The sequence below is a fragment of the Pedococcus sp. P1_H8 genome (genome assembly GCF_056405175.1).
This window is the reverse complement of sequence record NZ_JBFUCP010000007.1, coordinates 58481-81562: the sequence shown is the minus strand read 5'-3', so window position 1 is coordinate 81562 and position 23082 is coordinate 58481. Positions and strand designations below refer to the sequence as shown.

Here is a 23082-nt window from a genome sequence, read left to right as displayed (position 1 = left end):
TCAGGCGGTCCAGGCGAAGTCGGACTTCGAGAGCCCGGTCTTCCCTTCGTACTCGATGCCAAAGGCGTTGATCCTCGACCGCTTTGCCTCGGCCATGGTCAGGTCGGAACCAGCGGGGTGGAACATCCCGGAGAACTTCACCGGCTCGCCGGACTCAACCCCGAACGGCACGATGTCCCCGATCTCGAAGTCGATGACGTCGCCGACGCGGACGCTGTGCCGCAGCCCGTCGTCCTCGATGTCGATGGTGGCCCGCTCGACGCCCAACATCTCACCGATCAGCGGCGCGAGTCCCGCCATCGGCCCACCGAGCTGGCCGCTGAAGACCTGCACGAGCTGTTCGAACTGCGCGTCCGACGCGGCGTCGACGAACACCCCTACGCGCCAGTTGCCTTCAGTCATCACCTTGGGCGTATCCGCGATCAGGGCGACCTTGCACCCTGAGATGTCGGTGCTGTCGACCGCTCCCTGTTTGACGTTGAAGACGAGAGTCACGCGACAGAAGTCGTAGGTGGCTCCGTGATCCAGGGACAGGTTGCACGGGCACATGAGCTCGCACGAACACGTCTCGACATAGCTACCGGTCAGGTTCCACGACATTGGACCCTCCTTGCCCCAGAGCCCCAGTCTCCCGCCGCTTTTCGAGGCCGTCAACGGCCCCTGAACGCGGCGTTCCGGCGGATGGTCTTGCCCTGGAGCGGCCCGCCCAGGGCAGCGCTGATCCAGCAGATGTCGAAGCTGCCTGCCGTGAGCGGGAGGAGGCCGAACGCCCCTGCCGCGATCCCCCACCAGTGTTCGCGGAACGTCACCGCGAAGGCGAGCCACGCGACGCCGGCGACGAACCGGAACACGCGTCCGCTCGGTCCGTTGATCCACTGCGAGAACGTGGTCGCGTTGAACCGGTCGGCTCGGGACCTCACCACCTCCAGCTGGTCGAGCTGCATGGCCATCTCCTTCAGGCTTCTTTGCACTTCGTGCTGACACACTCAGTCTCATGACGATCGGGCGCGCCGACCATGACCGGGATGCCGCGGGAGCTGATCGATCCGCCGCCCTTTCCGTTGCCCTGGCCAAGGTCCAGCTGTCGGGCGCGATCTTCCTGCACAGCGAGTACACCGAGGCGTGGGCGTACGAGTCGATGGCGTCGCAGGACCTGGCCGCGGTCTTGGCTCCCGGTGCCGCGCAGATCGTGATCTTCCACGTCGTCGTCTCGGGGAGCTGCTGGATCGAGGCCGGGTCGCACAGGGTCTGGGCGCACGAGGGCGACGTCATCGTGCTGCCCTACAACGACCAGCACCGGATGGGCGGGCACGAGACGGCCGAGATCGTGCCGGTCATGCAGCTCATCGACCCGCCGCCGTGGAATGCGTTGCCACACATAGTCCATGGCCTCGGGGGTGCCCGGAGCGAGCTCGTGTGTGGCTTCCTCGCGTGTGACGACCGGCTGTTCGACCCGAGCCTGGGTGTCTTTCCGCCGGTGTTCGTCGTCACCCCACCGGAGGGACCGATTCGCAAGTGGGTCAAGGCCAGCAGCGACCTCGTCCTCCAGCAGACGAGCCAGGTCGCCCACGACCGCATCGCCGCGCCGACCGACATCCCGCAGCTCCTGCTGCGCGAGGTGCTCAAGCTGCACCTGGCCAACGCGCCCGCGACCGACACCGGCTGGCTCGCCGCCCTGCGCGACCCCGTCGTCGCGCCCGCCATGGCGGCCATCCACGGCGACCCGGGCCGCAAGTGGACGCTCGCCGACCTCGCGCGCGAGGCCACCGTCTCGTCCACCGTGCTCGACGAACGCTTCCGCTCGGTGCTCGGGCTCGCTCCGATCCGCTACCTCACCGGCTGGCGGATGCACGTCGCGGAGGACCTGCTGCGAACGACGACCTTGCCCGTCGCTGCGATCGCACCGCGGGTGGGGTACGAGTCGGAGGAGGCGTTCAGCCGCGCCTTCAAACGCGACCACGAGCTGGCACCGAGCATCTGGCGCAGCGCCCGCTGAGCCGGCACGACCCGCTGAGTCCGCTAGGCCCGCACCGCCCGACCGCCCGCGGGTCAGGACGGCGGAGGGACGAGCGGGATCTTCTTCACCGACACTGCGTCACCGAACGTGAAGCTCAGCGTGACGGACGAGACCGTGTCGTCGAAACGACCATCGAACTTGAGCGTTCCACGTTGGGGGACGCCCGGCGTGAGCGTGGGCGACCAGTGACTTCCCAGGACATCGACCTCCAGGGTGGTGCCATCCGCGGCGGTGAGATGTGCAAAGCCCGCGGGCAGCTGGACCACCTGGGTGCCCGAGCCGAGTCCGGTGAGCTCGACCGAGGTGCTGCGGGTGCCCTGAAGCACCTGGCTGACGGTGAGCCGAACCTTGCTGTTCCCTCCCACCACGGGGGCTCCCGAGAGTCGGTTCACGCTGCTGAACTGTCCGACGACGGCGCGGACACCTGCGGTCACCGCCACCCCGCCGACTCCGAGCACCAACAAGACGGTGAGGACACCCGCCATGGCCCGACCGCCGCTACGCCGTGGCGCCGGAGGTGGACGCCATCCCTCGGAGGGCTCTTCGCCGAGAGTCTGGGTCTCGTCCGCCGCGCTACCCCACTCGCCCACCACGGCGCTTGCCATGCCGAAGACAACAGTCGCCGCCGGGGCCAGAAGCCAGCGGAACCACTGGTTGCCGCTGTGCGAGAAGATCGTGGTCAGTGAGTTCGCGACGATGCCAAGGACGCTGACCACCGCCGAGATGGCCAGCACCTTCCCCATTCTTCGGCGTCGTGGCCTCGCCCGCGGCGCCGTGGACGGAGGCGGTTGGCGGAACTCGCTGCCCGCGGGTTGACGACCCCCACTGGCCGCGGGTTGACGACCCCCACTGGCCGCGGGTTGTCGACCCCCACTGGCCCCGGGTTGTCGGAAGACGAGCGTGGTCGCTCCGACCCTCACGCGGTCGCCGTCCTGCAAGGACGTCGCGGCCTGGATCTGGTGATCGTTGACGAACGTCCCGTTGCGCGATCGCTCGTCTGCCAAGACGTACGACCCGCCGTAGCGGCGCAGCGTCGCGTGTCGCCGCGAGACATTCGGGTCGTCGACCCAGAGGTCAGCGGTTTCCTCCCGACCCACGGACAACTCCGTCAGGTCCTCCGGCAGCGTCCACGACGTGCCGTCCGCGGCATCGACCAACCAGGCAGCCGCGTCTCCACGCATGTATTCGCGAGTGGTGCTTGGGTCCCCATCGCCCATGATCCCCTCCCCCGGCGCCGGCGGATGCCTCGTCGTCCAACAGCGCCTTCACCCCGATGGTCCCGCGGAAACCCACCAACCGCAATCAAGTAGACGCACTCGGGCGAGGTCTGCAGCCGATCGAGATCCTCGGGGGCCTGCCACCCTGTAGGCGTACCGGGTTCAAGCAGTATTCGTGAACAGAAACATTCGTGAGCCGATGTCGAAGAGGCCGTTCGCCGTTCGACGTACGTGCGACAGAGCAACAACCCACCCCGAAAGGACCAGGTCAGATGCCGCGTTTCATGGGATTCGTGAGGATGGAAGAAGGAATCGGCGCGCCGCCGCAGGCGCTGTTCGACGCGATGGACGGCTACATCGGCGAGCAGGCCGCCAAGGGTGCCTTCCTCGACGGGGGCGGCCTGTACGGCACGGAGGACGCGGTCAACTTCGTCGTCCGCAAGGGCGAGACCTCGCGCGTCGACGGCCCGTACGCCGAGGCCAAGGAGGTCGTCGGCGGGTGGGCCCTCCTGCAGTACGACACCCTCGAGGAGGCCATCGCAGGCCAGCAGGAGTTCGCCGACCTGCACGCGAAGTACTGGCCCGAGTGCAGCATGGTCGCCACCCTGCGCCAGATCTCGGAGGCGCCGCCGGAGGCGGCCGACGCCTGACCCCCGCGGCATACCAAGGGCTTCATGAGACCGGGCGCCACCCGAAGCGCGGCGCCCGGTCTCGTAGGCTCGGCACGTGTCAGCCGAGACCACGACCGCGGAGGCAGTCGTCACCGCGTGGCGCGCGGAGTCGGCCCGACTCGTCGGCGCGCTCACCCGGATGACGCGCGATGTCGAGCTCGCCGAGGACCTCGCCCAGGACGCGCTCGTGGCCGCCCTGGAGCAGTGGCCGACCGCGGGCGTGCCGACCAATCCCGCTGCGTGGCTGATGACCACCGCTAAGCGTCGCGGGATCGACCACTTCCGTCGCGCCGACAACCTGCGCCGCAAGACCCAGGAACTCGAGCATGCCCACGTCGCGGGAGAGGAGGAGCAGGTGCCCGACCTCGACGCCCAGGCCGACTACATCGAGGACGATGTGCTGCGCCTCATCTTCCTGTCCTGCCACCCCTCCCTCACCCCGGAATCGAGGGCGGCGCTGACCCTCCGTCTGGTGGGCGGCCTCACCACCGGGGAGATCGCCCGGGGCTTCCTGGTCGCCGAATCCGCCATGGGCCAACGGATCTCGCGAGCGAAGAAGACGCTTTACGAAGCCCGCGTGGACTTCGAGCTGCCGACCGGGCCGGACCGCGAAAAGCGCCTCGACGACGTCATGGCCGTCATCTACCTCATCTTCAACGAGGGGTATGCCGCCGCCGCCGGCGAGCAGTGGATGCGGCCGGACCTCGCGACGGAGGGCATCCGACTGGCCCGGATGCTGGCTGACCTCACCCCCCACGAGCCCGAGGCGCTCGGACTGCAGGCGCTGCTGGAGATCCAGGGCTCCCGGATGGGCGCGCGGCTGGACGAGCACGGCGTGCCGGTGCTCCTGGAGTCTCAGGACCGGAGCCGGTGGGACCAGCTGCTGATCCGGCGTGGTCTGGCCGCGCTGCAGAAGGCCGAGGTGCTCGCCGCGCGGGGGAAGCCGGTCGGGAAGTACTTCCTCCAGGCGTCGATCGCCGCGCAGCACGCCCGGGCCAAGACGGCCAAGGACACCGACTGGCGTGGGATCGCGAGGCTCTACGACATCCTCGCCGAGGCGGCCCCGGGACCGGTCGTCGAGGTCAACCGCGCGGTGGCCCACGGCCGGGCGTTCGGCCCGGGAGCCGGACTCGCCGTGCTCGGGGACGTGCCTGCCGACCAGCTCGGCGACTCGCCGCTCGTGCCGAGCGTGCGCGGCGACCTGCTCGAGCGGGCCGGTCGGCAGGCCGAGGCAGCGGAGGCCTTCACCGAAGCGGCCTCCCGCACCAGGAACGAGGCAGAGCGGGCAGTGCTGCAGCGTCGAGCCGACGAGAACCTGGCGCTGGCCGACCTTGGGTAGGTCCCGGTACCACGCCGCCGCCGTGCCAATCCAAGCCGCCCGTGCCAATCCAAGCCGCCCGTGCCGAGTGAAACTGAAGCACCTAGGCGACGTCGTAGGTGGAGAGGACCGCCCGTTCATCCGCGGCGTCCACCACGGCACCGATCCTGGCGTACGTCTCCAGTGCGGCTTCGTGCTGTGCCCGGGCACGACCCAGGTCGCCCCCTGACTCGTGGATGCGACCGAGCAGGGAGGAAACCCGGGCGGCCTCGTAGGTCAGGTCGATCTCGGTGAAGAGCCGGTGCGCGTTGCGTGCCACCCTCTCGGCCTCGGCGAGCTCGCCCTGGGCGAGGAGGACCGCGGCCTCGCCGGCGTCGGCGATCGCCCGCAAGGCGGGCGTCCGGTGGTTCGCGGCGATCTCGGCCAGCTCGATCGCGGCCGTCCGCGCCGTCGAGAGATCGTCAAGCATCAGGGCGACCTCGAGCTGAGTGGGCAGAAGCTTTGCTCGCTCCAGTGCACCCATGCCCTTGCTGCCGAGGATCCGCCGCAGGCCCGTGGCGGCCGCCCCCGGGCGACCCCGCTGGACGAGGGCCCGGGCAAGACCCGGCTGCGGGGTCACGCCCATCTCCTCGGACTGTCGGAAGGCCTCCTCAGCGGCGTCGATCTGACCCATCTTGAGCCTGACCTCGCCCAGCTCCCGGAAGGCGAGCGCGGAGAACATCAGGTTGAAGGAGCCCAGCTCTGTCGTGGCTGTCAGAGCTTCTTCCTCGGCCTCGAACAGGAACCCTCGCAAGCGCAGGATCTCGGCGCGGTGGACCCTGCAGACACCGGGGAAGCCGTTGATCGCCTGCCGATCGCACCATCGCGTGGCCGCCTCGGTCCAGCGACCCGCCGCCTGCCAGTCTGCAACCTGGGCGTTGACCGCGATCATCATGCAGTAGATCATTCCGGTCGCCCGGGCACCGAGGTCCCCGGCCACGGCGCCCTCTGTCGCCTCCTCCACCATGGACAGGCCTCGGTCGGGGTCGTCGGTGTACACCAGGCCGATGCCCCGGAAAGCGTGTCCCAGTGCGAACAGGTCCTTGTCGCCATGACGTGCGCCCAGGGCCTCAGCCTCCTCGGCACACTTGACCGCCGCATCGAGGTCGCCATCGTCGCGGGCCGCGATGCTGCGCGCGAAGCTGAGCCACCCGTGCTCGGCGTTCTCGGGCTCTCCCTCGAGCAGCCGGGTGGCGTTCTGCAGCCACGCCGTGGCCGTGCCGCGCTCACCGAGGTCGCCGTAGTGCTGGGCAAGGTCGATCGCCACGTGAGCAGCCCGGCGCGGGTTGCCCTGCTTCCGGTGTGTCTCGTAGGCGCGCTCACGAAGGGCCATGCAGTGGCGCATCTTGCCGATCCACCAGGCGCATTCGGCCATCTGGTCGAGCTCATCGGGACCCAGCGGCGCGACAGCGTCGGCCGCCGCGAAGATCTGGAACGCCTCGCCCCACGCGTAGCGCGAAACCGCCTCGCTGGCCTCGGGCAGCGTCAAGGACTCGGTCATGAACTCAGTGTCCCAAGAAAGCCGGGGCTCGTCTCTAACGAATCCATGACGTCACAATGGGGCCGTGGCCCTCTTTCCGGCTCCGCGCGACGTCGACCCACCCGAGCGACGTCCGGTCATCCTGGCTGTCGACGACGACCCGGACGCCATCGAGCTCCTGGGCAGGGAGCTGAATGACCGATACGGCCGGGCCTACCAGATCCGGACCGCCCGGGCGGCCACCTCGGCGCTGGACCAGCTGACCGCCCTTCGGGAGGCAGGCGAGCGGGTGGCCCTGGTCCTGTCCGACCAGTGGCTACCCGACGGCACGGGGTGCGAGCTCCTGGCCCAGGCAAGGGAGCTGTTCCCCCACTCACGACGGCTCCTCCTGATCTCGTGGGGCGAGTGGGCGATGGATGCCACCGCCCACCCGCTGCGCCAGGGCATCGGCCTCGGGCAGATCGACTACTACCTGATCAAGCCCTGGCGGGCAGCCGACGAGCTGTTCCACCGGACGGTGACCGAGAACCTCCACGAGTGGGTCGGCTCAGACGCGTCGCTGTCGAGGGAGCTGACGATCGTCGCCGAGGCGGGCAACGCCCGCGCCTCTGAGCTGCGCAGCCTGCTCAGCCGCAACCGGGTGCCCTTCGTCTTCCACCCCACAGGTTCGCCAGCGGGAAGGCAGATCCTGGACGAGGTCCGCGAGGCCGACGCAGGCGTTCCCGTCGTCGTCCAGCGCAACGGGCGGGTTCTGGTCGACCCGACCAACGTCGAGATCGCCGAAGCGTACGGCGCGCGCACCCGCCTGCAGGGCTCCCGCGAGTACGACGTCACCGTTGTGGGCGCCGGGCCTTCCGGGCTCGCCGCGGCGGTGTACGCCTCCTCGGAAGGGCTGCGCACCCTGGTGATCGAACGCGAGACGATCGGCGGGCAGGCCGGGTCGAGCTCGCTCATCCGCAACTACCTGGGCTTCCAGCGCGGAGTGACCGGTGCCGACCTCGCCACCCGGGCGCACCAGCAGGCGTGGGTGTTCGGGACAACGTTCCTGCAGATGTGCCAGACCCAGGCGATCCGCAGCGACGCCGACCGGCTGTACCTGACCACGTCGAGCTGTGCGGAGATCGCGACTGGCGCCGTCGTCCTCGCCATGGGGGTCAGCTACCGCCGCCTCGGCATCCCCTCCCTCGACGAGCTGGTCGGACGAGGTGTCTTCTACGGCGCCTCCGCCTCGGAGGCGGAACGGTTCACCGGACGCACGGTCTTCGTCGTCGGGGCCGGCAACTCGGCCGGACAGGCGGCTGTCCACTTGGCCGCGCACGCACGCAAGGTGACGATCCTGGTGCGACGCACCACGCTCGCCGAGACGATGTCGCGCTATCTCATCGAGGAGATCGAGGGACAGCTCAACATCGACGTCCGGTACCGAACCGAGATCGTCGACGGAACGGGCGACGGAGAGCTCGAGAGCCTCACCCTGCACGACTCCGGGCGAGGCACCAGCGAGACTCTGCCTGCCGACGCGGTGTTCATCCTGATCGGCGCGAAGCCGCACACCGACTGGCTGCCCGAAAAGGTCGCCCGCGACCGCTACGGCTTCGTCGTGACCGGGGCCGCGAGCAACGGCTGGTCGCTGGCCCGGGCGCCCTTCGTGTTCGAGTCGTCGATGCCGGGAGTCTTCGCGGTGGGCGACGTGCGTTCGGGTTCGGTGAAGCGCGTGGCATCTGCCGCCGGGGAAGGGTCCGTCGCGATCCAGCAGGTGCATCAGTACCTGCAGCTGGTGGACTCCGCGGGCAGCTGACAGCTGCCCGCGGTGGGCGAGTGGAGGTGGTCGCCATGGCAGCTGTCCTCAAGACGGTTGAGCTCCCCAACGGCGTGACACCTGAGCCGCCAACGTGCATTTTCGGACCATCAGCGATGCCGGCGAAGCCGCCTCGCCTGGGCTGTGGCGAGCACACCGACCCCGCCAGTGACGAAAAGCAGCACAAATCCCCAGACCACCCCCCAGGACCACCACCCAGCCGACGCGATGTTGCCCTTGAGGTCACCATCCAACGACCCGAACAACAGGCTGGCCAGGCAGAACGTGCTGAGTAGCACGGCCGCGATGAGACCAACGGGAGGCCGCACCTCGCGGCCGGCCAACCAGGCCAGGGCGAGCTGAACCACGCCGACCGGGAGCGGCACCGTGGACTCGGTGTCGAAGCCCCACGCGTGGTCCCACGTGTCGACGCCCGTTGCGACGGCAATGAAGCCACCGACCACGTCACACACGAGCAACGTCACCATGGCGAGGACCAGGGCCCGGCCCAGTTCCCCACGCGGCTTGCCCAGCAATCCGCCCGAGGCTTGCGGGTCGCCCGCTCCCAACGGTCCGCTCACGCAGACACCATGCCACCCTGATCCGTCCAACAGCAGATGCAAACAGCGCAGTACCGCGAATGTCCTTGGTGCTGAAGAGCATTCCCGTGGCTCCAGTGACGTGTTCCTGATGTGCGGCTGACCCATTCGTGCCATGGACCGCCCGTGCCCAGGCGTCTAGCGTTGATGGATTGGCCCGGTCGACGGCGCCCGGGTCACCACCCGGAAAGGACATCCGATGAGAAGACGCCGAATGCAGGTCCTGGTCACCCTGGCCTCCGTGGCAGGCCTCATGGTTGGAGGAACGGCAGTCGCCTCGCCGGGTGGTAATACCTGGAGCTCCGCCGGCGGCGACCGGCAGAACACGAGGTTCGCGGCGAGCGAGAGCAAGATCTCGGCAGCCAACGTGGCAAACCTCAAGCAGGTCTGGCAGTTCACCACCGGGGGCGACGTGTCGGCCACACCGGCGGTCGAGGGCGGCCGGGTCTACGTACCCGACTGGGCCGGCAACCTGTACGCCGTGGACCGCGCGACCGGCAAGCAGGTGTGGGCCAAGACCATCTCCTCGTACACCGGCATCCCCGGCGACAAGGCGCGAGCGACGCCCGCCATCTCCGAGGGCATCCTCGTCATCGGCAACCAGGGACCGTTCGGCGGCGGCGGTGCCGTCATGGGCATCGACAAGGACACCGGCACCCTCCTGTGGAAGACCCAGGTGGAGAGCCACTTCGCCGCGATCATCACCCAGTCGGCGACGATCTACAACGGCGTCGTCTACGTCGGTGTCGCCTCGCAGGAGGAGGCCCTCTCCGCGAGCGGCACCTATCCCTGCTGCTCGTTCCGCGGCAGCATGGCGGCGCTCAACCTCCAGACCGGGGCGCTGCTCTGGAAGACCTACACAGCACCCGTGGGCTACCCCGGCAACGCGGTGTGGGGCAGCTCGCCAGCGATCGACACCAAGCGCAACTCGGTCTACATCGCGACCGGCAACAACTACGACGTGCCGGATTCCGTCCTCCAGTGCGTCGAGGCCGCCTCGACGTCCGAGCAGCGTGCCGCCTGCCTCCCACCGGATGACTACTTCGACTCGATTCTGGCCCTCGACCTGAACACCGGGCTGATCAAGTGGCGCACCCGGGCGATCGACTTCGACGCCTGGACGGTCGGGTGCATCCCGTTCTTCGGTGACGGGGTCAACTGTCCCGAGCCTGCGGGCCCCGACTACGACTTCGGCCAGGCACCGGCGCTGTTCACTGTCAAGGACGCCCGCGGCAAGAACCTCGACGTCGTGGGCGCTGGCCAGAAGAGCGGCCAGTACTGGACAGTCAAGGCCGACACCGGTGAGGTGCTGTGGGTGACCCAGGCCGGCCCCGGCGGCACCGCCGGCGGGCTCCAGTGGGGCTCGGCGGTCGACGGCAAGCGGGTCTACACGGCCAACGCCAACAGCAACCTGGTCCCGTGGCACGGCTCCACTGACGGCGTGTGGACCGGGCTCGACGCCACAACTGGCCAGGTTCTCTGGGAGACCCGACCCACACACGGTGGCGGCACGTCCGGCCCCGTGACGACGGCCAACGGCGTGGTGTTCGGTTGCTCCCTCGACCCCGAGGGCTGGATGTACGCCATGGACGCAGCGACCGGCCAGATCAAGTGGACGTTCAAGAGCGGGGGCGGCTGCCTCTCGGGTGCTTCCATCTCGAACGGCCAGGTGTTCTGGGGCTCGGGCTACAGCAACTTCGGCTTCAGCACGCCGAACAACAAGCTGTACGCCTTCGGCCTCTGACACCCACCTGGGTGCGAGGTGTCCTCCGACCGGGGCCGGTGCCACGGCATCCGTCCCGGCCGGAGGGCTCAGCCGCCCATGGCCGCCTTGACGTCGGAGGCGTAGAGGCCTGAGCGCTCCTGTCCGGACAGCTCACCGATCGCGTCCATCGTGGCGTCCGTGATCGCGCGCAGCAGAGCTGCCTTCTGGAAGCGAGCGGACAATCCGGCCACGTCGACCGGCATACCGAACTTGACCGTGACCTTCGCCGGGCGGAAGCCGTTGGAGCCGGACGGCTGGACGTGGTCGGTGCCGATAACGGCGCACGGCAACAACGTTGCCCCGGTCGAGAGGGCCATTCGTGCGACACCGGTGCGGCCGCGGTGCAGGCGGCCGTCGGGTGAGCGAGTGCCTTCGGGATAGACGCCGAACGCCTCCCCCTGGCGCAGCACGTCCTCGGACATCTCCAGCGACGCGGCAGCAGCGCGCGGGTCGGATCGGTCGACGGGGATGGTCCCAGCCGTCGAGTGGAACCACCGCACGGCCGCGCCCCGCAACCCGGAGCCCTGGAAGTACTCCGCCTTGCCGAGGAAGTGCACCTGCCGACCCGAGGCCAGCGGGATGACGATGGAGTCGATGAACGACAGGTGGTTCGACGCGACGATGAGGCTGCCGTCGCGCGGCACGTTCTCGCGACCCTCGACGTGCAGGCCGGTCAGCAGCTTGAGCGGCGGCCCGATGAGGACGTAGCGCATCACAGCCCGGCTCACAGCGTCGTTGACGCTGGCCGTGCTCAGGCCGCGCGCCTTACCTGGCCGCACGCACTACTCCCACTCGATGGTGCCCGGCGGCTTGCTCGTGACGTCGAGCACGACGCGGTTGACCTCGCGGACCTCGTTGGTGATCCGGGTCGAGATCTTGGCCAGCACGTCGTAGGGCACTCGGGTCCAGTCTGCGGTCATGGCATCTTCGGAGGACACCGGACGGAGCACGACGGGGTGGCCATAGGTGCGGCCATCGCCCTGCACGCCCACCGAGCGAACGTCGGCGAGCAGCACCACGGGACACTGCCAGATGTCACGGTCGAGACCTGCCGCCGAGAGCTCCTCACGGGCGATGGCATCTGCCGCGCGCAGGATGTCGAGGCGCTCGCCGGTGACCTCGCCGACGATCCGGATGCCGAGCCCGGGGCCCGGGAACGGCTGGCGCCAAACGATCGCCTCGGGCACCCCGAGCTCGAGCCCGACCTGGCGGACCTCGTCCTTGAACAGCGACCTCAGCGGCTCGACGAGCTTGAACTGCAGGTCGTCAGGGAGCCCGCCCACGTTGTGGTGCGACTTGATGTTGGCCGCGCCGGTGCCACCACCGGACTCCACGACATCGGGGTACAGAGTGCCCTGCACGAGGAACTCCACCGGGTGGTCGGAGTCGCCGCGCGTGCCGACGACGTCACGCGCAGCCTGCTCGAACACGCGGATGAACTCGCGCCCGATGATCTTGCGCTTCTCCTCCGGGTCGGACACCCCGGCGAGCGCCGACAGGAACCGCTCGCGCGCGTCCACGACGACCAGGTCGACGCCCGTGGCAGCCACGAACTCCTTCTCGACCTGCTCGGCCTCACCGGAGCGCAGCAGGCCGTGGTCGACGAAGACGCAGGTGAGCTGGTCGCCCACAGCCTTCTGCACGAGGGCCGCGGCGACCGACGAGTCGACGCCACCGGACAGGGCGCAGAGCACGCGCGAGTCGCCGACCTTGTCGCGGATCGACTCGACGAGCTCCTCGACGACGTTCGCGGCGGTCCAGTCACCGGAGAGCCCCGCGCCGCGATAGAGGAAGTTCTCGAGCACCCGCTGGCCGAAGGTCGAGTGCATCACCTCGGGGTGCCACTGCACGCCGTAGAGCTTGCGCCGGTCGTCCTCGATGGCCGCGACAGGAGCACCGGCGGTCGAGGCGGTGACCGCCATGCCGGCGGGCGCCTCGGTGACCGAGTCGCCGTGGCTCATCCAGACCGACTGCTCCAGGGGCTGGCCGTTGAAGAGCGTCGACTCGGTGTCGGAGATCTCGGCCGGGGTCGCGCCGTACTCCCCCAGCCCCGTGTGGGCCACGGTGCCGCCGAGCGCCTGGGACATCGCCTGGAAGCCGTAGCACATGCCGAACACCGGCACCCCGGCCTCGAGGACGGCGCGGTCGAGCTCAGGTGCGCCATCGGCATACACCGAAGAAGGACCACCCGAGAGCACGATGGCCGCCGGGTCCTTGGCCAGCAGCTCTGCCGTGCTCATGGTGTGCGGCACGACCTCGCTGTAGATCTTCGCCTCACGGACGCGCCGCGCGATCAGCTGCGCGTACTGCGCGCCGAAGTCGACGACGAGCACCGGACGCGCCTGCAGGGGCGTGGCCGGCTCCTCCGACCGTTCGGCGTCGGGGGCCTCGACGCGGTCGTCGTCCTGGGCCTGGGTCACCACGTCGGCGGCTGCGGGGTCGCTCACGCGCACAGGTTACCGGCGGGCTGCTGCCAGCCGCGCCTCGGTCTCACTCGCGACCACGCGCTCGGCCCAGAAGGACAGGAACGGCACGACTCCGGCGAGCATGACCAGCACCATCCGGCCGAGCGACCAGCCCACCTTGAAACCCAGGTTTGCCGTGGCGACCAGGTAGACGATGTAGATGAACCCGTGCGGCTGCGGCCACCAGTCGAGCACGTGGTTGTCGAAGCCGTAGCGCAGCACCATCTCGGCGACGAGGATCAACAACCCCGTGCCGACGACGAACGCCATCACCTTGAAGAAGCCCAGCGCCTTGCGGGCCGCCTCGACGTCCTTGATGCCGCTCCCGCTGGCTGGCTCACTCACGCTCTGGGTCTCCTTCGAGGGCTGGGTCATGCTGGGCATCCTCTCGCACCATCCTGAACCACATGAACGCGGCAAAGCCGCCAAAGATCCACCACTGCAGCGCGTATGCCGCGTTGCGCCACTTCAGCCCGCCCGTCACCTCGGGTGGTGGCACCCGTCCGAGGCCCGCCGGGGCAGGGATGGCGACGCCGGTGGCGCTCCTCTCCGTCTGGGCGAAGACGAAGGCGTTGTAGAGCTCGCCGGGCCATTCGTTGACGAGCAGCGAGAAGTCGATCGAGCCGCGCGCCGGACGCGGCCAGGGCGGCACTCCGGTCGGCGCCGCGGCGGGGGCCTCCCCCGGCGCCAGCGAGCCGTCGACGGCGACCGGGCCGGCCGGTGGCTCGAGCGGTCGGGTCACGTCGGTGACGAAGCCCCGCACCACCGCAAGCCGGGCACCGGTCTCGGTCACGTCGAGCGGGGTCACGACCCAGTAGCCGGTCCGTCCCCCGAGCCGCCGGGGACCGACGAGGAACTGGTCGGACGCGGCATACGTGCCGATCGCGGTAACGGCACGGTTGGACTGGGGGTTCGGGAAGGCCTCGTGCGGGTGGACGACGCTGTCGATGAGGGCCGGGCGTGCCTCGTGGGCCTCGCGGAGGGCGTCGGCGAGGCCCTTGTCCTGGGCGACGTGCAGCTGCCAGAGCCCGAGCTGGGTGCAGGCGGCGATGATGACGAGCAGGAGGGCGAACAGGCCCAGCCACCGGGGCTTGAGGGCGGTTCGCAGCACCGGGTCAGGCTACGGGACGCCTGGAGGAGCACTGACCGGGCGGACGGAAAATCGGTGTCGGAGCGTCGGGGGTGCGCCCTACCGTGGGGACCCTGATGCAGACGATCCCGTTTCCCGACCCCGGCCGACCCGACACCCGCAGCACCGCGCGGTTCATGCTCTGGGTCGGTCGGCAGCAGTGGCGCACCCAGGTGCTCGGGATGCTGGCGGGCATGGCGTGGATGCTGGCGATCGCGCTGGTGCCCGCCGCGGTCGGCAAGGGCGTCGACGACGGCATCGTCCCGGGTGACCTCGGTGGCCTGGTCCGCTGGTCGCTGGTGCTGATCGGACTCGGAGCGATCTGCGCGGTCACGGCGGCGATCCGGCACTACTTCGCCGTCTACAACTGGTTGTTCGCGTCCTACCGTGGCGCCCAGCTCACGGCGCAGGGAGCCGAGCGCGCGGGGCCTGCGTTGACCCGCACCATGCCCTCCGGCGAGGTGGTCGCGGTCTTCGCCAACGACGTGATGCGCCTGGGTGGGCTCTACGACGTGATGGGACGGTTCTCCGGCGCGGTCGTCAGCTATGCCGTCGTCGGCGCGATCCTGCTCGCGGCCTCCCCCGCCCTCGGCTGGCTGGTGCTGCTGGGCGGCCCGGTCATGCTGGCCAGCCTCAGTCTCATCGTGCGCCCCCTCCAGCGCCGTCAGGCCCGGCAGCGCGAGGAGGCCGGACGACTGACCACGCTCGGCGCCGACACGGTCGCCGGACTGCGCGTGCTGCGCGGCATCGGTGGCGAGCAGACCTTCCTGCGCCGCTACGAGCAGCAGTCCGCCAAGGTCCGCGAGCGCGGCTTCCAGGTGGCGGGCATCCAGGCGGCCCTCGACTCGGCCGAGGTCCTCATCCCCGGCATCTTCGTGGTCCTCGTGACCTGGCTGGGCGCCCGCGAGGCGGTCACCGGCGACATCACGGCCGGTCAGCTCGTCGCCTTCTACGGCTACACCGCCTTCCTCACCATGCCGCTGCAGACAGCGATCGAAGTGGTCGACCGCGGCATCCGGGCGCAGATCGCGGCCGGCAAGATGCTGCGGGTCATGGCGGTCCAGCCCGACCACGACGCCTCTCGGCCCGGCACCGCCGCCGTGCCCGCGGACGACGCCGACCTCGTGGATCCGCTCTCCGGCACCGTGATCCGCGGCGGGTTGCTGACGGCCATCGTCTCGGCCCGGCCCGAGGAGTCGTCCGCCCTGGCCGACCGGCTCGGTCGGCACGGTCCCGGCCCGCACCAGACGACCTGGGGTGGCACCCGGCTCGACGACCTGTCGATCGCCGACGTGCGCCGCCACATCGTCGTCAGCGAGCCCGACCCGCGACTGTTCACCGGTGTCCTGCGCGAGCAGCTCGGCGGTGACTCCGACCGCGCGGTGATGGCGGCCCTCACCACCGCCAGCGCGCTCGACGTGCTCGACGCGGTGGCCGACGGGCTCGACGGCACCGTCGAGGAGCGCGGCCGCTCCTACTCCGGCGGGCAGCGTCAGCGGCTCGCCCTGTCGAGGGCGCTGCTCACCGACGCGCCGGTCCTCGTCCTGGTCGAGCCGACCAGCGCGGTCGACGCGCACACCGAGGCCAGGATCGCCGGACGCCTCGCGGCCCGCCGTCGCGGACGCACGACGGTGCTCACGACCGTCAGCCCGCTGCTGCTCGGGCAGGCCGACGAGGTCGTGCTCCTCGAGGACGGCCTCGCCATCGCCACCGGCACGCACCGCGAGCTGCTGGCCCACCCGGCATACCGACACATCGTGATCCGCGGAGAGGAGGACGACCAGTGATCACCGACCATGCCCGTCGCACGCTGCCCATCGCCGACATGGCCGGGGTCTGGCAGCACACCCGCGGCCTGGTGCGCGAGCACCGAGGCCTGGTCACGCGCGTCCTCGGGCTGCACGCCCTGGCCGCGCTCGCCGCCCTCGCCGCCCCTTGGCTGGTCGGACGGCTCGTCGACGTCGTCGGCGGTGGCCGTGGCGACACCGGCACCGTCGACAGGATCGCGATCGGCCTCGCCGCGGCGGTCGTCGCCCAGACGGCGCTGACGTGGGCCGCCCGGCGCTGGTCGTTCATCCTCGGTGAGACGATCTTCGCCCAGCTGCGCGAGCAGTTCGTCGGGCGCGCGGTCAACCTGCCCCTGTCCACCGTCGAGCGGGCCGGCACGGGCGACCTCGTCGCGCGCACGACCAACGACGTCGAGGCGCTGTCACACGTCGTGCGGTTCGGCATCCCGTCGCTGTTCGTCGCGTCGATGACGGTGCTCATGACGACGGTGGCAGCGCTCTTCACCTCGCCGCTGGCGACCCTGCCGATCCTGCTCGGCCTGCCGTTCTACTGGTTCTCGACCAGGCGCTACCTGCGCCACGCCTCGGACGGCTACCTGTGGGAGCGGGCGACCTACGCCCAGCTCAACGGCGTCGTCGCAGAGACCGTCGACGGAGCCCGCACCATCGACGCGCTGTCGCTCACCGACACGCGGCGGGCGCGGTTCCACGAGGCGCTGCGCGAGTGCTTCAACGCCGAGCGCTACACCCTGGGCCTGCGGCTGCACTGGTTCCCGGCGGTGGTCTTCGGCTACTACGTCCCCACCGCCGGGGCGGTGCTCTGGGGCGGCTGGCTGGCCATCGACGGCCACATCACGGCCGGGGCGGCGACGGCCGTGACGCTCTACATCCACCAGATGACCAACCCGCTCGACGAGGTGCTGGGCTGGCTCGACGAGATCCAGGTGGGCGCGACGTCCCTGGCCCGGGTGATCGGAGTGGGCGACGTGCCGCCCGACCGCGTCGCCACCGGCGAGGAGCCGTCAGGTTCCGACCTGGCCGTCGACGACGTGCGCTACGCCTACCGTCCCGGTCACGACGTGCTGCGCGGGGTGTCGCTCGACCTGCGACCGGGCGAACGCCTCGCCATCGTGGGCCCGTCGGGCGCCGGCAAGTCGACGCTCGGCCGCCTGATGGCCGGCATCGACGGTCCGCGCGAGGGCAGCGTCGCGGTGGGCGGCGTGCCGCTGGTCGACCTCACCCTCGGCCGGCTCCGCGGCGAGGTCGCGCTGGTGACCCAGGAGCACCACGTGTTCGTCGGCACCCTCGCCGACAACCTCCTGCTGGCCCGGCCGGGCGCCTCCCGCGACGAGCTCGACGAGGCCCTGCGCGCCGTCGACGCCCACGAGTGGGCCGCCGACCTGCCCGAGGGCCTCGACACCGTCGTGGGCAGCGGTGGGCACACCCTCGGGGAGGCCCAGTCGCAACAGGTGGCCCTGGCCCGGCTCGTCCTCGCCGACCCGCATACGCTCGTGCTGGACGAGGCGACGTCGCTGCTCGACCCGCGCGCTGCCCGCCACCTCGAACGCTCGCTGGCGGCCGTGGTCGAGGGCCGCACGGTGGTGGCGATCGCCCACCGGCTGCACACCGCGCACGACGCGGACCGCGTCGCCGTGGTCGAGGACGGTGTGGTCAGCGAGATCGGCACGCACGACGAGCTGGTCGCCGCCGATGGCCCGTATGCCGCGCTGTGGGCTTCGTGGCGCGACCAGCCCAACGCCGCGACGGGCGTCGCGGGCCGGTCCTAGCCGAGCAGCTCGGCGAAGGCGCTGTCGTGCCAGACCAACGGCCGGCCCGGGCTGGTGTGGGCCGCCACGATGCGGCCGATGACGAGGTGGTGGTCACCGCAAGGGCGTTCGTCCTCCAGCAGGCACACCGCCCAGGCAAGCGGATCCGCCAGCACCGGCACCCCGAGCACCGGGCGCGGCAGGAAGTCCAGCTCGGTGGCACGACGGGTCGCGAAGCGTTCGGCCACCGACCGGCTGTCCTGGTTCAGCAGGTTCACCCCGAAGGACTTCTGACGCAGGATGTGGGTCAGGGTCGCCGAGGTGCTGGCGATCGCCACGAGCAGGAGCGGCGGGTCCAGGGACACCGAGGTCACCGACGACGCCGTCATGCCCCGGGCCTGCCCGCCGTCGGCGACCGAGATCACGCTCACCCCGGACGCCAGCCGGCGGTAGAGGCGCAGGCAGCTGCTCGCCTCAGCAGCCGCCTCATCGACGGCGATCATCGCGGGTCGAGCTCCACCACCGAGGGTCCACCGAGCAGGCCCTGGGCGATCAGGGTGATGTTGGACCGGAGCGCGGCCTCGGCGATGGGATCGAGGATTGCCTCGAGGCTGGCCATGCCCAGGTCGAACGTCGCCTCGAAGGTCGCCACAGAGCCGGACTCGTCGTCGGGCCGCACCTCCCACCTCCCCCGGAAGTCGTCGAAGTCCCCGGCGGTCTGCACGAACGAGATCGTCCGGGACTCGGGGTCGATGGTGTCCTCCTCCCTCCAGGCGAGCAACCCGTTGCGAAACCGGACCAGCCACTCGGAGAGCACCGTGCCGTCGGCTTTGCGCTCCGTGATGGCGACCCTCTGGACCGTGTCGGCCAGTTCTGGATATCGCTCGAAGTCCGCGAGACGCGCGAACGCGTCATCTGGCGCGACGTGCGGTGCGTGCAGGTGCAGTGTGATTGATCGCATCGGTCAGGTCCCCTTGGTGAGTTCGGCGAGTGATGTGGTCCACGCGTGCTGGAAGTAGGCGATCTGCGCGTCATCGAGCAGCGCCGGTGGTGTGAAGCGAAGGACGTGTGAGGAGTTGAGCGAGTGGCAGGCAATGACACCGTTCTCGATCAGCTGGAGGGCAACCTCGCCCACCAGGCCGGGATCAGCGAACTCCACGCCGATGAGCAGCCCGCGCCCTCGCACGGTCGCCAGCCCCGGAATGGCGACCTCGCAGGCGTCCCGGATCGCGGAAAGCAGCCTGGCGCCGAGGTCTCGGGCGCGGTCAGCCGTGCGTTCCTCGATCATGGCGGTGACCGCCGCGGCGGCGGCTGCGCTGGCCAGCGGTGAGCCGGCGAAGGTTGACGTGTGCAGGTAAGGGTCCTTGGCAAACGGGGCGTAGGCCTCGCGGGTGGCCACCATTGCCGCGACCGGCATGACGCCCCCTGACAGCCCCTTGCCGACCAGGAGGACGTCGGGGACGACCTCCTCGGCGTCGCAGCCCCACCAGGTCCCGAGCCGGCAGAGCCCCGTCTGGATCTCGTCGACGACCAGCATCGCGTCATGGAGCCGGCAGGCCTCTGCAACCGCACGCAGGTAGCCGGCTGGCGGCACGATCACACCGGCCTCGCCTTGCACCGGCTCGAGGATGACGACCGCCTCGCCGGGGTGCTCGCTCAGGATGGCCCGCAGCGGGTCCACCTCGCCGTAAGGCACCACCGACGCATCCAACAGCGGTCGGAACGGCGCCTGGAAGACGTCGTTCGCGGTGAGGCTGAGGGCACCCATCGTCTTGCCGTGGAATCCGCGAGTCGTCGTGACGAGCTTGCTGCGACCGGACGCCCTGGCGAGCTTGATGGCGGCTTCGGTCGCCTCCGCGCCCGAGTTGACGAAGTGGACCAGGTCCAGGCCGTCAGGGGTCACGCTGGCCAGGAGCTCCGCTGCCTGCGCGGTCACCGGGTCGAACAGGGTCCGGGTGGCAAGCGGGTGCCGGTGGAGCTGGCGTTCGACCGCCGCAACCACGCCAGGGTGGCGGTGCCCGAGGATGAAGACGCCGTACCCACCCATGTCGAGGTAGCGCCTACCAGTCGTGTCGGTGATCCATGCGCCCTCGGACAGCTCCTCCGCCATCCCGCCGAGGAACTGCCCCACGGCTGCCCGACCGGAGCCAAGGTGGTCCCGGTACTGCCGCAGCACGGTTTCCTCGAGGGTTGGGGGCGCCGCGACTGCGGTCACGATGCGCGTTCCTCTTCGAGCGTGAAGTCAGCCGGCTCGGGGTCCAGCCCCTTGGCCTTGGCCCAGTAGGCGATCGAGCGGGAGAAGGCCCTGAGCAGCACGCCGTGGTCCATCCGGTCGGCCATCCCGAGTTCCGCCATCGAGGACGGCAGCGGCCTCGGCGCCTGCAGGAGCCAGGTGTTCTCGAGCATCTCGAGGAACACCTTGCGAAGAGCCGGAGTCAGGGCCTCGTCGAGCAAGGGCAGCAGCAATCGGTCAACCGCCTCGGCATCGATGAAGCGGGGGGTGGGCGGCGCGGCGCCCAGGGCGTTGCCCAGCTGCACGCTGGCCGCGACCATGTCGCCGGCGGTCAGTGCCTGGTCGCCTGCGGTGATCCAGTACTCCCCGCTGTGCACTCCACCGCGGACCAGTCGACCGATCGCCTCGCCCAGCACGTCGAGCGGAACGACGTCCGTCAGGGAGGTCGCGGAGCACGGGATGATCGGCACCATCCCGCGGGCGATCTGACCGGCCACGCGATGCAGCCCCTGGAAGGCGCTCATCCGCCCGGTGCGGGTGTCACCGATCACCACCGACGGGCGGATGATGACGCCACTCGCGTCACGAACTATCCGCTCGGCCTCGATCTTGGACCGGATGTAGGTCCGCGCACCCGCGAACCGCTCGTCGGTGTCGGAGGGCGGGTCGGCGACGAACGCGGTGCTCACGAACATCAGCGGTGCGGCGGCATCGTGGGCGAACTGCGCCACGTTGGCCGTGCCCGACACGTTTGCCTGGCGGATCTGCTCCGGTTCCACCTTCCAGTTGGTGGTGGCGGCAGCATGCAGGACCAGGTCCACGCGGCCGGAGAGGTTGGCATAGATCGCGGGGCTGAGGCCGAGGAGGTCGGCACCCACGGCGCCGTGCACCTCGCGCACCCGCCAGTCCGCGACCGGCGTCCGGTGCCGAAGGCAGATGACCCGGTGATCGATGCTGAGCTCGTCGATGAGGGCGCGGCCCACCACGCCGGTGGCGCCGGTGAGCAGGACGGTTTTCCGGTGAACCAACATGTGCTGCTCCTTTAGACGATCTCGAGGGGGGCGCCGGCAAGGTGCGCAAGCAGCGGGCCGGCCATCTTTGCTCGCGATGGCGGGTGGAAACCCAGTCCGTTGACGGCGGCGCTGAGATAGGCCACGTCGTCAGAGCTGATGAAGCTCATCCCTCCGAGCAGCTCCACCGCAGTGGGCACCACACGAGCGATGGCTGCCTGCACGGCATACCGGGCGATGAGGGACTCGGCCAGGAGGTCTCGACTGGTCTGACGCTCGGGCAGCTGGCGGGCGATGTTCTCGACCGCCTGCGCTGCCCCACCGATGTCGACGTAGAGCCGCAGCCGCTCGGCTTCGGGAATGCGCTCGTTGTCCAGGACGCGTTCCACGAGCGCCGAAGCCGCTCCGAGGTAGGAGCCCATCATCAGCAGCTCGAACCAGATGAACGAGCTGGTCTGGACATCGTCGAGCAGCTGCCCGGGCTCGACCTCGGTGCGCACGAGCATCTCCTCGCGCACCAGGACGTCGGTCAGCGCGACCTGGTCGCTCTCCGCCCCGGCGAGGGCGAACGTGCTCCAGAACGGTGAGACCTCGAGTCCCGGCGACGGCACGGGGATCAGGGCCACCGCGAGCTGGTCGCCGCTTCCCGTGGTGCGCGGGACGCGGACGCTGGCAGTGAGCAGGTCCATCGAGTGGGCCAGGCTGCAGGGGCGCTTGATCCCGCTGATGTGGATGCCGTCGCTGTCCTGGCGGGCCTGCATGGTCGGGCTGAGGATGCCTCCGTCGGTCCGGCCCTCGGCGAAGCCGCTGGCCACGATGAGGGAGTTCGTCGCGATGGCCTCCAGGACCATCCACTCCAATCCGGCCGACGTCTCGGAGAGTGCGACGAGACTGGCGACGGAGAAGTGGTGCATCGTCGTGGCCACGGCCAGTGACGGAGATCGCGAGCCAATCGCTCGTTGGATGCGCACGGCCTCGAGGGCCGTGACGCCGAGCCCCTTGTGCTCCGCCGGCACCAGCAGCCCTGGCCCGCCGTGGTGGCGGAAGGCGGCGATCGCCTTGCTCCCCGGCGCTTCGAGGTCCCTCAGCTCCTGGCCCTCGAGGAACCCATCGAGCCCTGGCAGGTAGTGGTCGAGCACGGCGCGCTCAGTGCGCAGAAAGGACATGGTCATTTCCCCCCCGGGAGTTATCCACCACCCGGCTGGGTGGATCCGACGAGGCATAGGTTGCTCACAGCGCAGACCTGCCCGGCAAGTCACCGTCCGAGACCTGGGAACCCGTGGACTTGTCCCCGTGGGTGGTGTACGCGCGAGACGATTTCGAGGCCGATCCGAGCGGGTTCTGGTCTGCCCTCTCGGCGTTTGACCGCACCCTCGACAACGGTTCTGGCTCCGGACCGGGCGTGGCAGATTTCCCGTCGAGGCGGGCGTGAAGCAACAGATCGTCCTGCCTCCAGCCGGGTCTTGCGCCCCTCAGGAGTCCAGACAGCAGCGTGGGGCGGACGGCCCCAAATGCACTCGACCATCCGCAAACACCCGCTGACGAGGTCGACGCGGGTGGATCTGCCCTCCGCGTCGGGGCCCCCGCGCGCGTCATCGGGCGGCGACCGAACGAGGACTCAGTGTGACCAAGGACACCGGCCGGAGAAATCTTTCGGCGCCGCGTAACCCCTGCTCAGCGGGGTCGTTGTCTGGGTGGTGTGGCTGGAGACCCACCCCCCGGCTCGTCTCCAGCCACACCACCTGAGACGGTGGTCGGCACAAGGCAGGGGTTTGTGTCGCCCGCCGT

21 protein-coding genes and 1 pseudogene are annotated in these 23082 nt (G+C 70.0%); 7 read left to right on the top strand and 15 right to left on the bottom strand.

Translation table 11 applies throughout. The features are described from left to right. Both AC1DYG_RS11475 and AC1DYG_RS11470 read right to left on the bottom strand, forming a co-directional pair. Entirely contained in the window at positions 1-600 is a 600-nt protein-coding gene (locus tag AC1DYG_RS11475; RefSeq protein WP_477639989.1) for a DUF1326 domain-containing protein, read from the bottom strand. 50 nt (positions 601-650) lie between these two features. Then, positions 651-944: a YgaP family membrane protein gene (locus AC1DYG_RS11470; RefSeq protein ID WP_477639988.1), complete on the bottom strand. Its 294-nt coding sequence runs from the start codon at positions 942-944 to the stop codon at positions 651-653. Between the two features lie 50 nt (positions 945-994). Here AC1DYG_RS11470 and AC1DYG_RS11465 point away from each other — a divergent pair, with 50 nt between their 5' ends. Next, positions 995-1996, top strand: a complete 1002-nt coding sequence (locus tag AC1DYG_RS11465; protein ID WP_477639987.1) for an AraC family transcriptional regulator — start codon at positions 995-997, stop codon at positions 1994-1996. Between the two features lie 53 nt (positions 1997-2049). Here the strand turns inward: AC1DYG_RS11465 and AC1DYG_RS11460 are convergent, their stop codons facing one another. Continuing rightward, positions 2050-2751 carry a hypothetical protein gene (locus AC1DYG_RS11460; protein WP_477640274.1) on the bottom strand — a complete coding sequence of 234 codons (702 nt, stop codon included), beginning with the start codon at positions 2749-2751 and terminating at the stop codon, positions 2050-2052. Positions 2752-2910: 159 nt separating this feature from the next. Beyond that, positions 2911-3198: pseudogene (locus AC1DYG_RS11455) on the bottom strand (FHA domain-containing protein); the annotation flags it as partial. A 335-nt stretch (positions 3199-3533) separates the two neighbouring features. Between AC1DYG_RS11455 and AC1DYG_RS11450 the strand changes: the two are divergent. Together AC1DYG_RS11450 and AC1DYG_RS11445 are read left to right on the top strand one after the other, a co-directional pair. Further along, positions 3534-3884, top strand: a complete 351-nt coding sequence (locus AC1DYG_RS11450; protein WP_477639986.1) for a YciI family protein — start codon at positions 3534-3536, stop codon at positions 3882-3884. Positions 3885-3960: 76 nt separating this feature from the next. After that, a complete protein-coding gene (locus tag AC1DYG_RS11445; protein WP_477639985.1) occupies positions 3961-5244 on the top strand; it encodes an RNA polymerase sigma factor in 1284 nt (427 codons plus the stop codon). A gap of 82 nt (positions 5245-5326) precedes the next feature. Here AC1DYG_RS11445 and AC1DYG_RS11440 read toward each other — a convergent pair whose 3' ends face one another. Further along, entirely contained in the window at positions 5327-6763 is a 1437-nt protein-coding gene (locus tag AC1DYG_RS11440) for a hypothetical protein (protein WP_477639984.1), read from the bottom strand. A gap of 64 nt (positions 6764-6827) precedes the next feature. Here AC1DYG_RS11440 and AC1DYG_RS11435 point away from each other — a divergent pair, with 64 nt between their 5' ends. Next, entirely contained in the window at positions 6828-8540 is a 1713-nt protein-coding gene (locus tag AC1DYG_RS11435) for an NAD(P)/FAD-dependent oxidoreductase (RefSeq protein ID WP_477639983.1), read from the top strand. Between the two features lie 110 nt (positions 8541-8650). Here AC1DYG_RS11435 and AC1DYG_RS11430 read toward each other — a convergent pair whose 3' ends face one another. Continuing rightward, complete coding sequence (locus AC1DYG_RS11430) at positions 8651-9121, bottom strand: hypothetical protein (RefSeq protein WP_477639982.1); 471 nt, start codon at positions 9119-9121, stop codon at positions 8651-8653. A gap of 232 nt (positions 9122-9353) precedes the next feature. Here AC1DYG_RS11430 and AC1DYG_RS11425 point away from each other — a divergent pair, with 232 nt between their 5' ends. Continuing rightward, the gene (locus AC1DYG_RS11425) at positions 9354-10883 is read left to right on the top strand and encodes an outer membrane protein assembly factor BamB family protein (protein ID WP_477639981.1); all 1530 of its coding nucleotides are present in this window, start codon (positions 9354-9356) and stop codon (positions 10881-10883) included. 68 nt (positions 10884-10951) lie between these two features. Here the strand turns inward: AC1DYG_RS11425 and AC1DYG_RS11420 are convergent, their stop codons facing one another. The 4 genes from AC1DYG_RS11420 to AC1DYG_RS11405 all read right to left on the bottom strand — a co-directional run bounded on the left by AC1DYG_RS11420 (position 10952) and on the right by AC1DYG_RS11405 (position 14480). Continuing rightward, entirely contained in the window at positions 10952-11683 is a 732-nt protein-coding gene (locus AC1DYG_RS11420) for a lysophospholipid acyltransferase family protein (RefSeq protein ID WP_477639980.1), read from the bottom strand. Between the two features lie 3 nt (positions 11684-11686). Continuing rightward, positions 11687-13252, bottom strand: coding sequence for a glutamine-hydrolyzing GMP synthase (guaA, locus tag AC1DYG_RS11415; RefSeq protein ID WP_477640266.1), 1566 nt, complete (start codon positions 13250-13252; stop codon positions 11687-11689). Positions 13253-13360: 108 nt separating this feature from the next. Then, positions 13361-13744, bottom strand: coding sequence for a DUF3817 domain-containing protein (locus AC1DYG_RS11410; protein ID WP_477639979.1), 384 nt, complete (start codon positions 13742-13744; stop codon positions 13361-13363). After that, complete coding sequence (locus AC1DYG_RS11405; RefSeq protein ID WP_477639978.1) at positions 13707-14480, bottom strand: SURF1 family protein; 774 nt, start codon at positions 14478-14480, stop codon at positions 13707-13709. The genes AC1DYG_RS11410 and AC1DYG_RS11405 overlap by 38 nt, the downstream gene beginning before the upstream one ends. A gap of 95 nt (positions 14481-14575) precedes the next feature. On the opposite strand from AC1DYG_RS11405, the gene AC1DYG_RS11400 reads away from it, so the two are divergent. Both AC1DYG_RS11400 and AC1DYG_RS11395 read left to right on the top strand, forming a co-directional pair. Next, positions 14576-16285: an ABC transporter transmembrane domain-containing protein gene (locus AC1DYG_RS11400; protein ID WP_477639977.1), complete on the top strand. Its 1710-nt coding sequence runs from the start codon at positions 14576-14578 to the stop codon at positions 16283-16285. A gap of 38 nt (positions 16286-16323) precedes the next feature. Next, positions 16324-18072, top strand: coding sequence for an ABC transporter ATP-binding protein (locus AC1DYG_RS11395; RefSeq protein WP_477640265.1), 1749 nt, complete (start codon positions 16324-16326; stop codon positions 18070-18072). Here AC1DYG_RS11395 and AC1DYG_RS11390 read toward each other — a convergent pair. Genes AC1DYG_RS11390 through AC1DYG_RS11370 form a run of 5 tightly spaced genes read right to left on the bottom strand, consistent with a single transcriptional unit; the run spans position 18069 to position 22460 of the window. Continuing rightward, positions 18069-18554 (bottom strand): flavin reductase family protein, encoded by a 486-nt coding sequence (locus AC1DYG_RS11390; protein ID WP_477639976.1) that lies wholly within the window; start codon positions 18552-18554, stop codon positions 18069-18071. The two genes, AC1DYG_RS11395 and AC1DYG_RS11390, sit on opposite strands and share 4 nt — an antisense overlap. After that, positions 18551-19012: a type II toxin-antitoxin system RatA family toxin gene (locus AC1DYG_RS11385; RefSeq protein WP_477639975.1), complete on the bottom strand. Its 462-nt coding sequence runs from the start codon at positions 19010-19012 to the stop codon at positions 18551-18553. Before AC1DYG_RS11385 ends, AC1DYG_RS11390 begins: the two co-directional genes overlap by 4 nt. A gap of 3 nt (positions 19013-19015) precedes the next feature. After that, positions 19016-20266, bottom strand: a complete 1251-nt coding sequence (locus AC1DYG_RS11380) for an aspartate aminotransferase family protein (RefSeq protein ID WP_477639974.1) — start codon at positions 20264-20266, stop codon at positions 19016-19018. Beyond that, on the bottom strand, positions 20263-21315 hold the full coding sequence (locus AC1DYG_RS11375) for an SDR family oxidoreductase (protein WP_477639973.1): 1053 nt from the start codon (positions 21313-21315) through the stop codon (positions 20263-20265). Before AC1DYG_RS11375 ends, AC1DYG_RS11380 begins: the two co-directional genes overlap by 4 nt. Before the next feature lie 11 nt (positions 21316-21326). Then, a complete protein-coding gene (locus AC1DYG_RS11370; protein ID WP_477639972.1) occupies positions 21327-22460 on the bottom strand; it encodes a hypothetical protein in 1134 nt (377 codons plus the stop codon). Positions 22461-23082 lie beyond the last annotated feature (622 nt).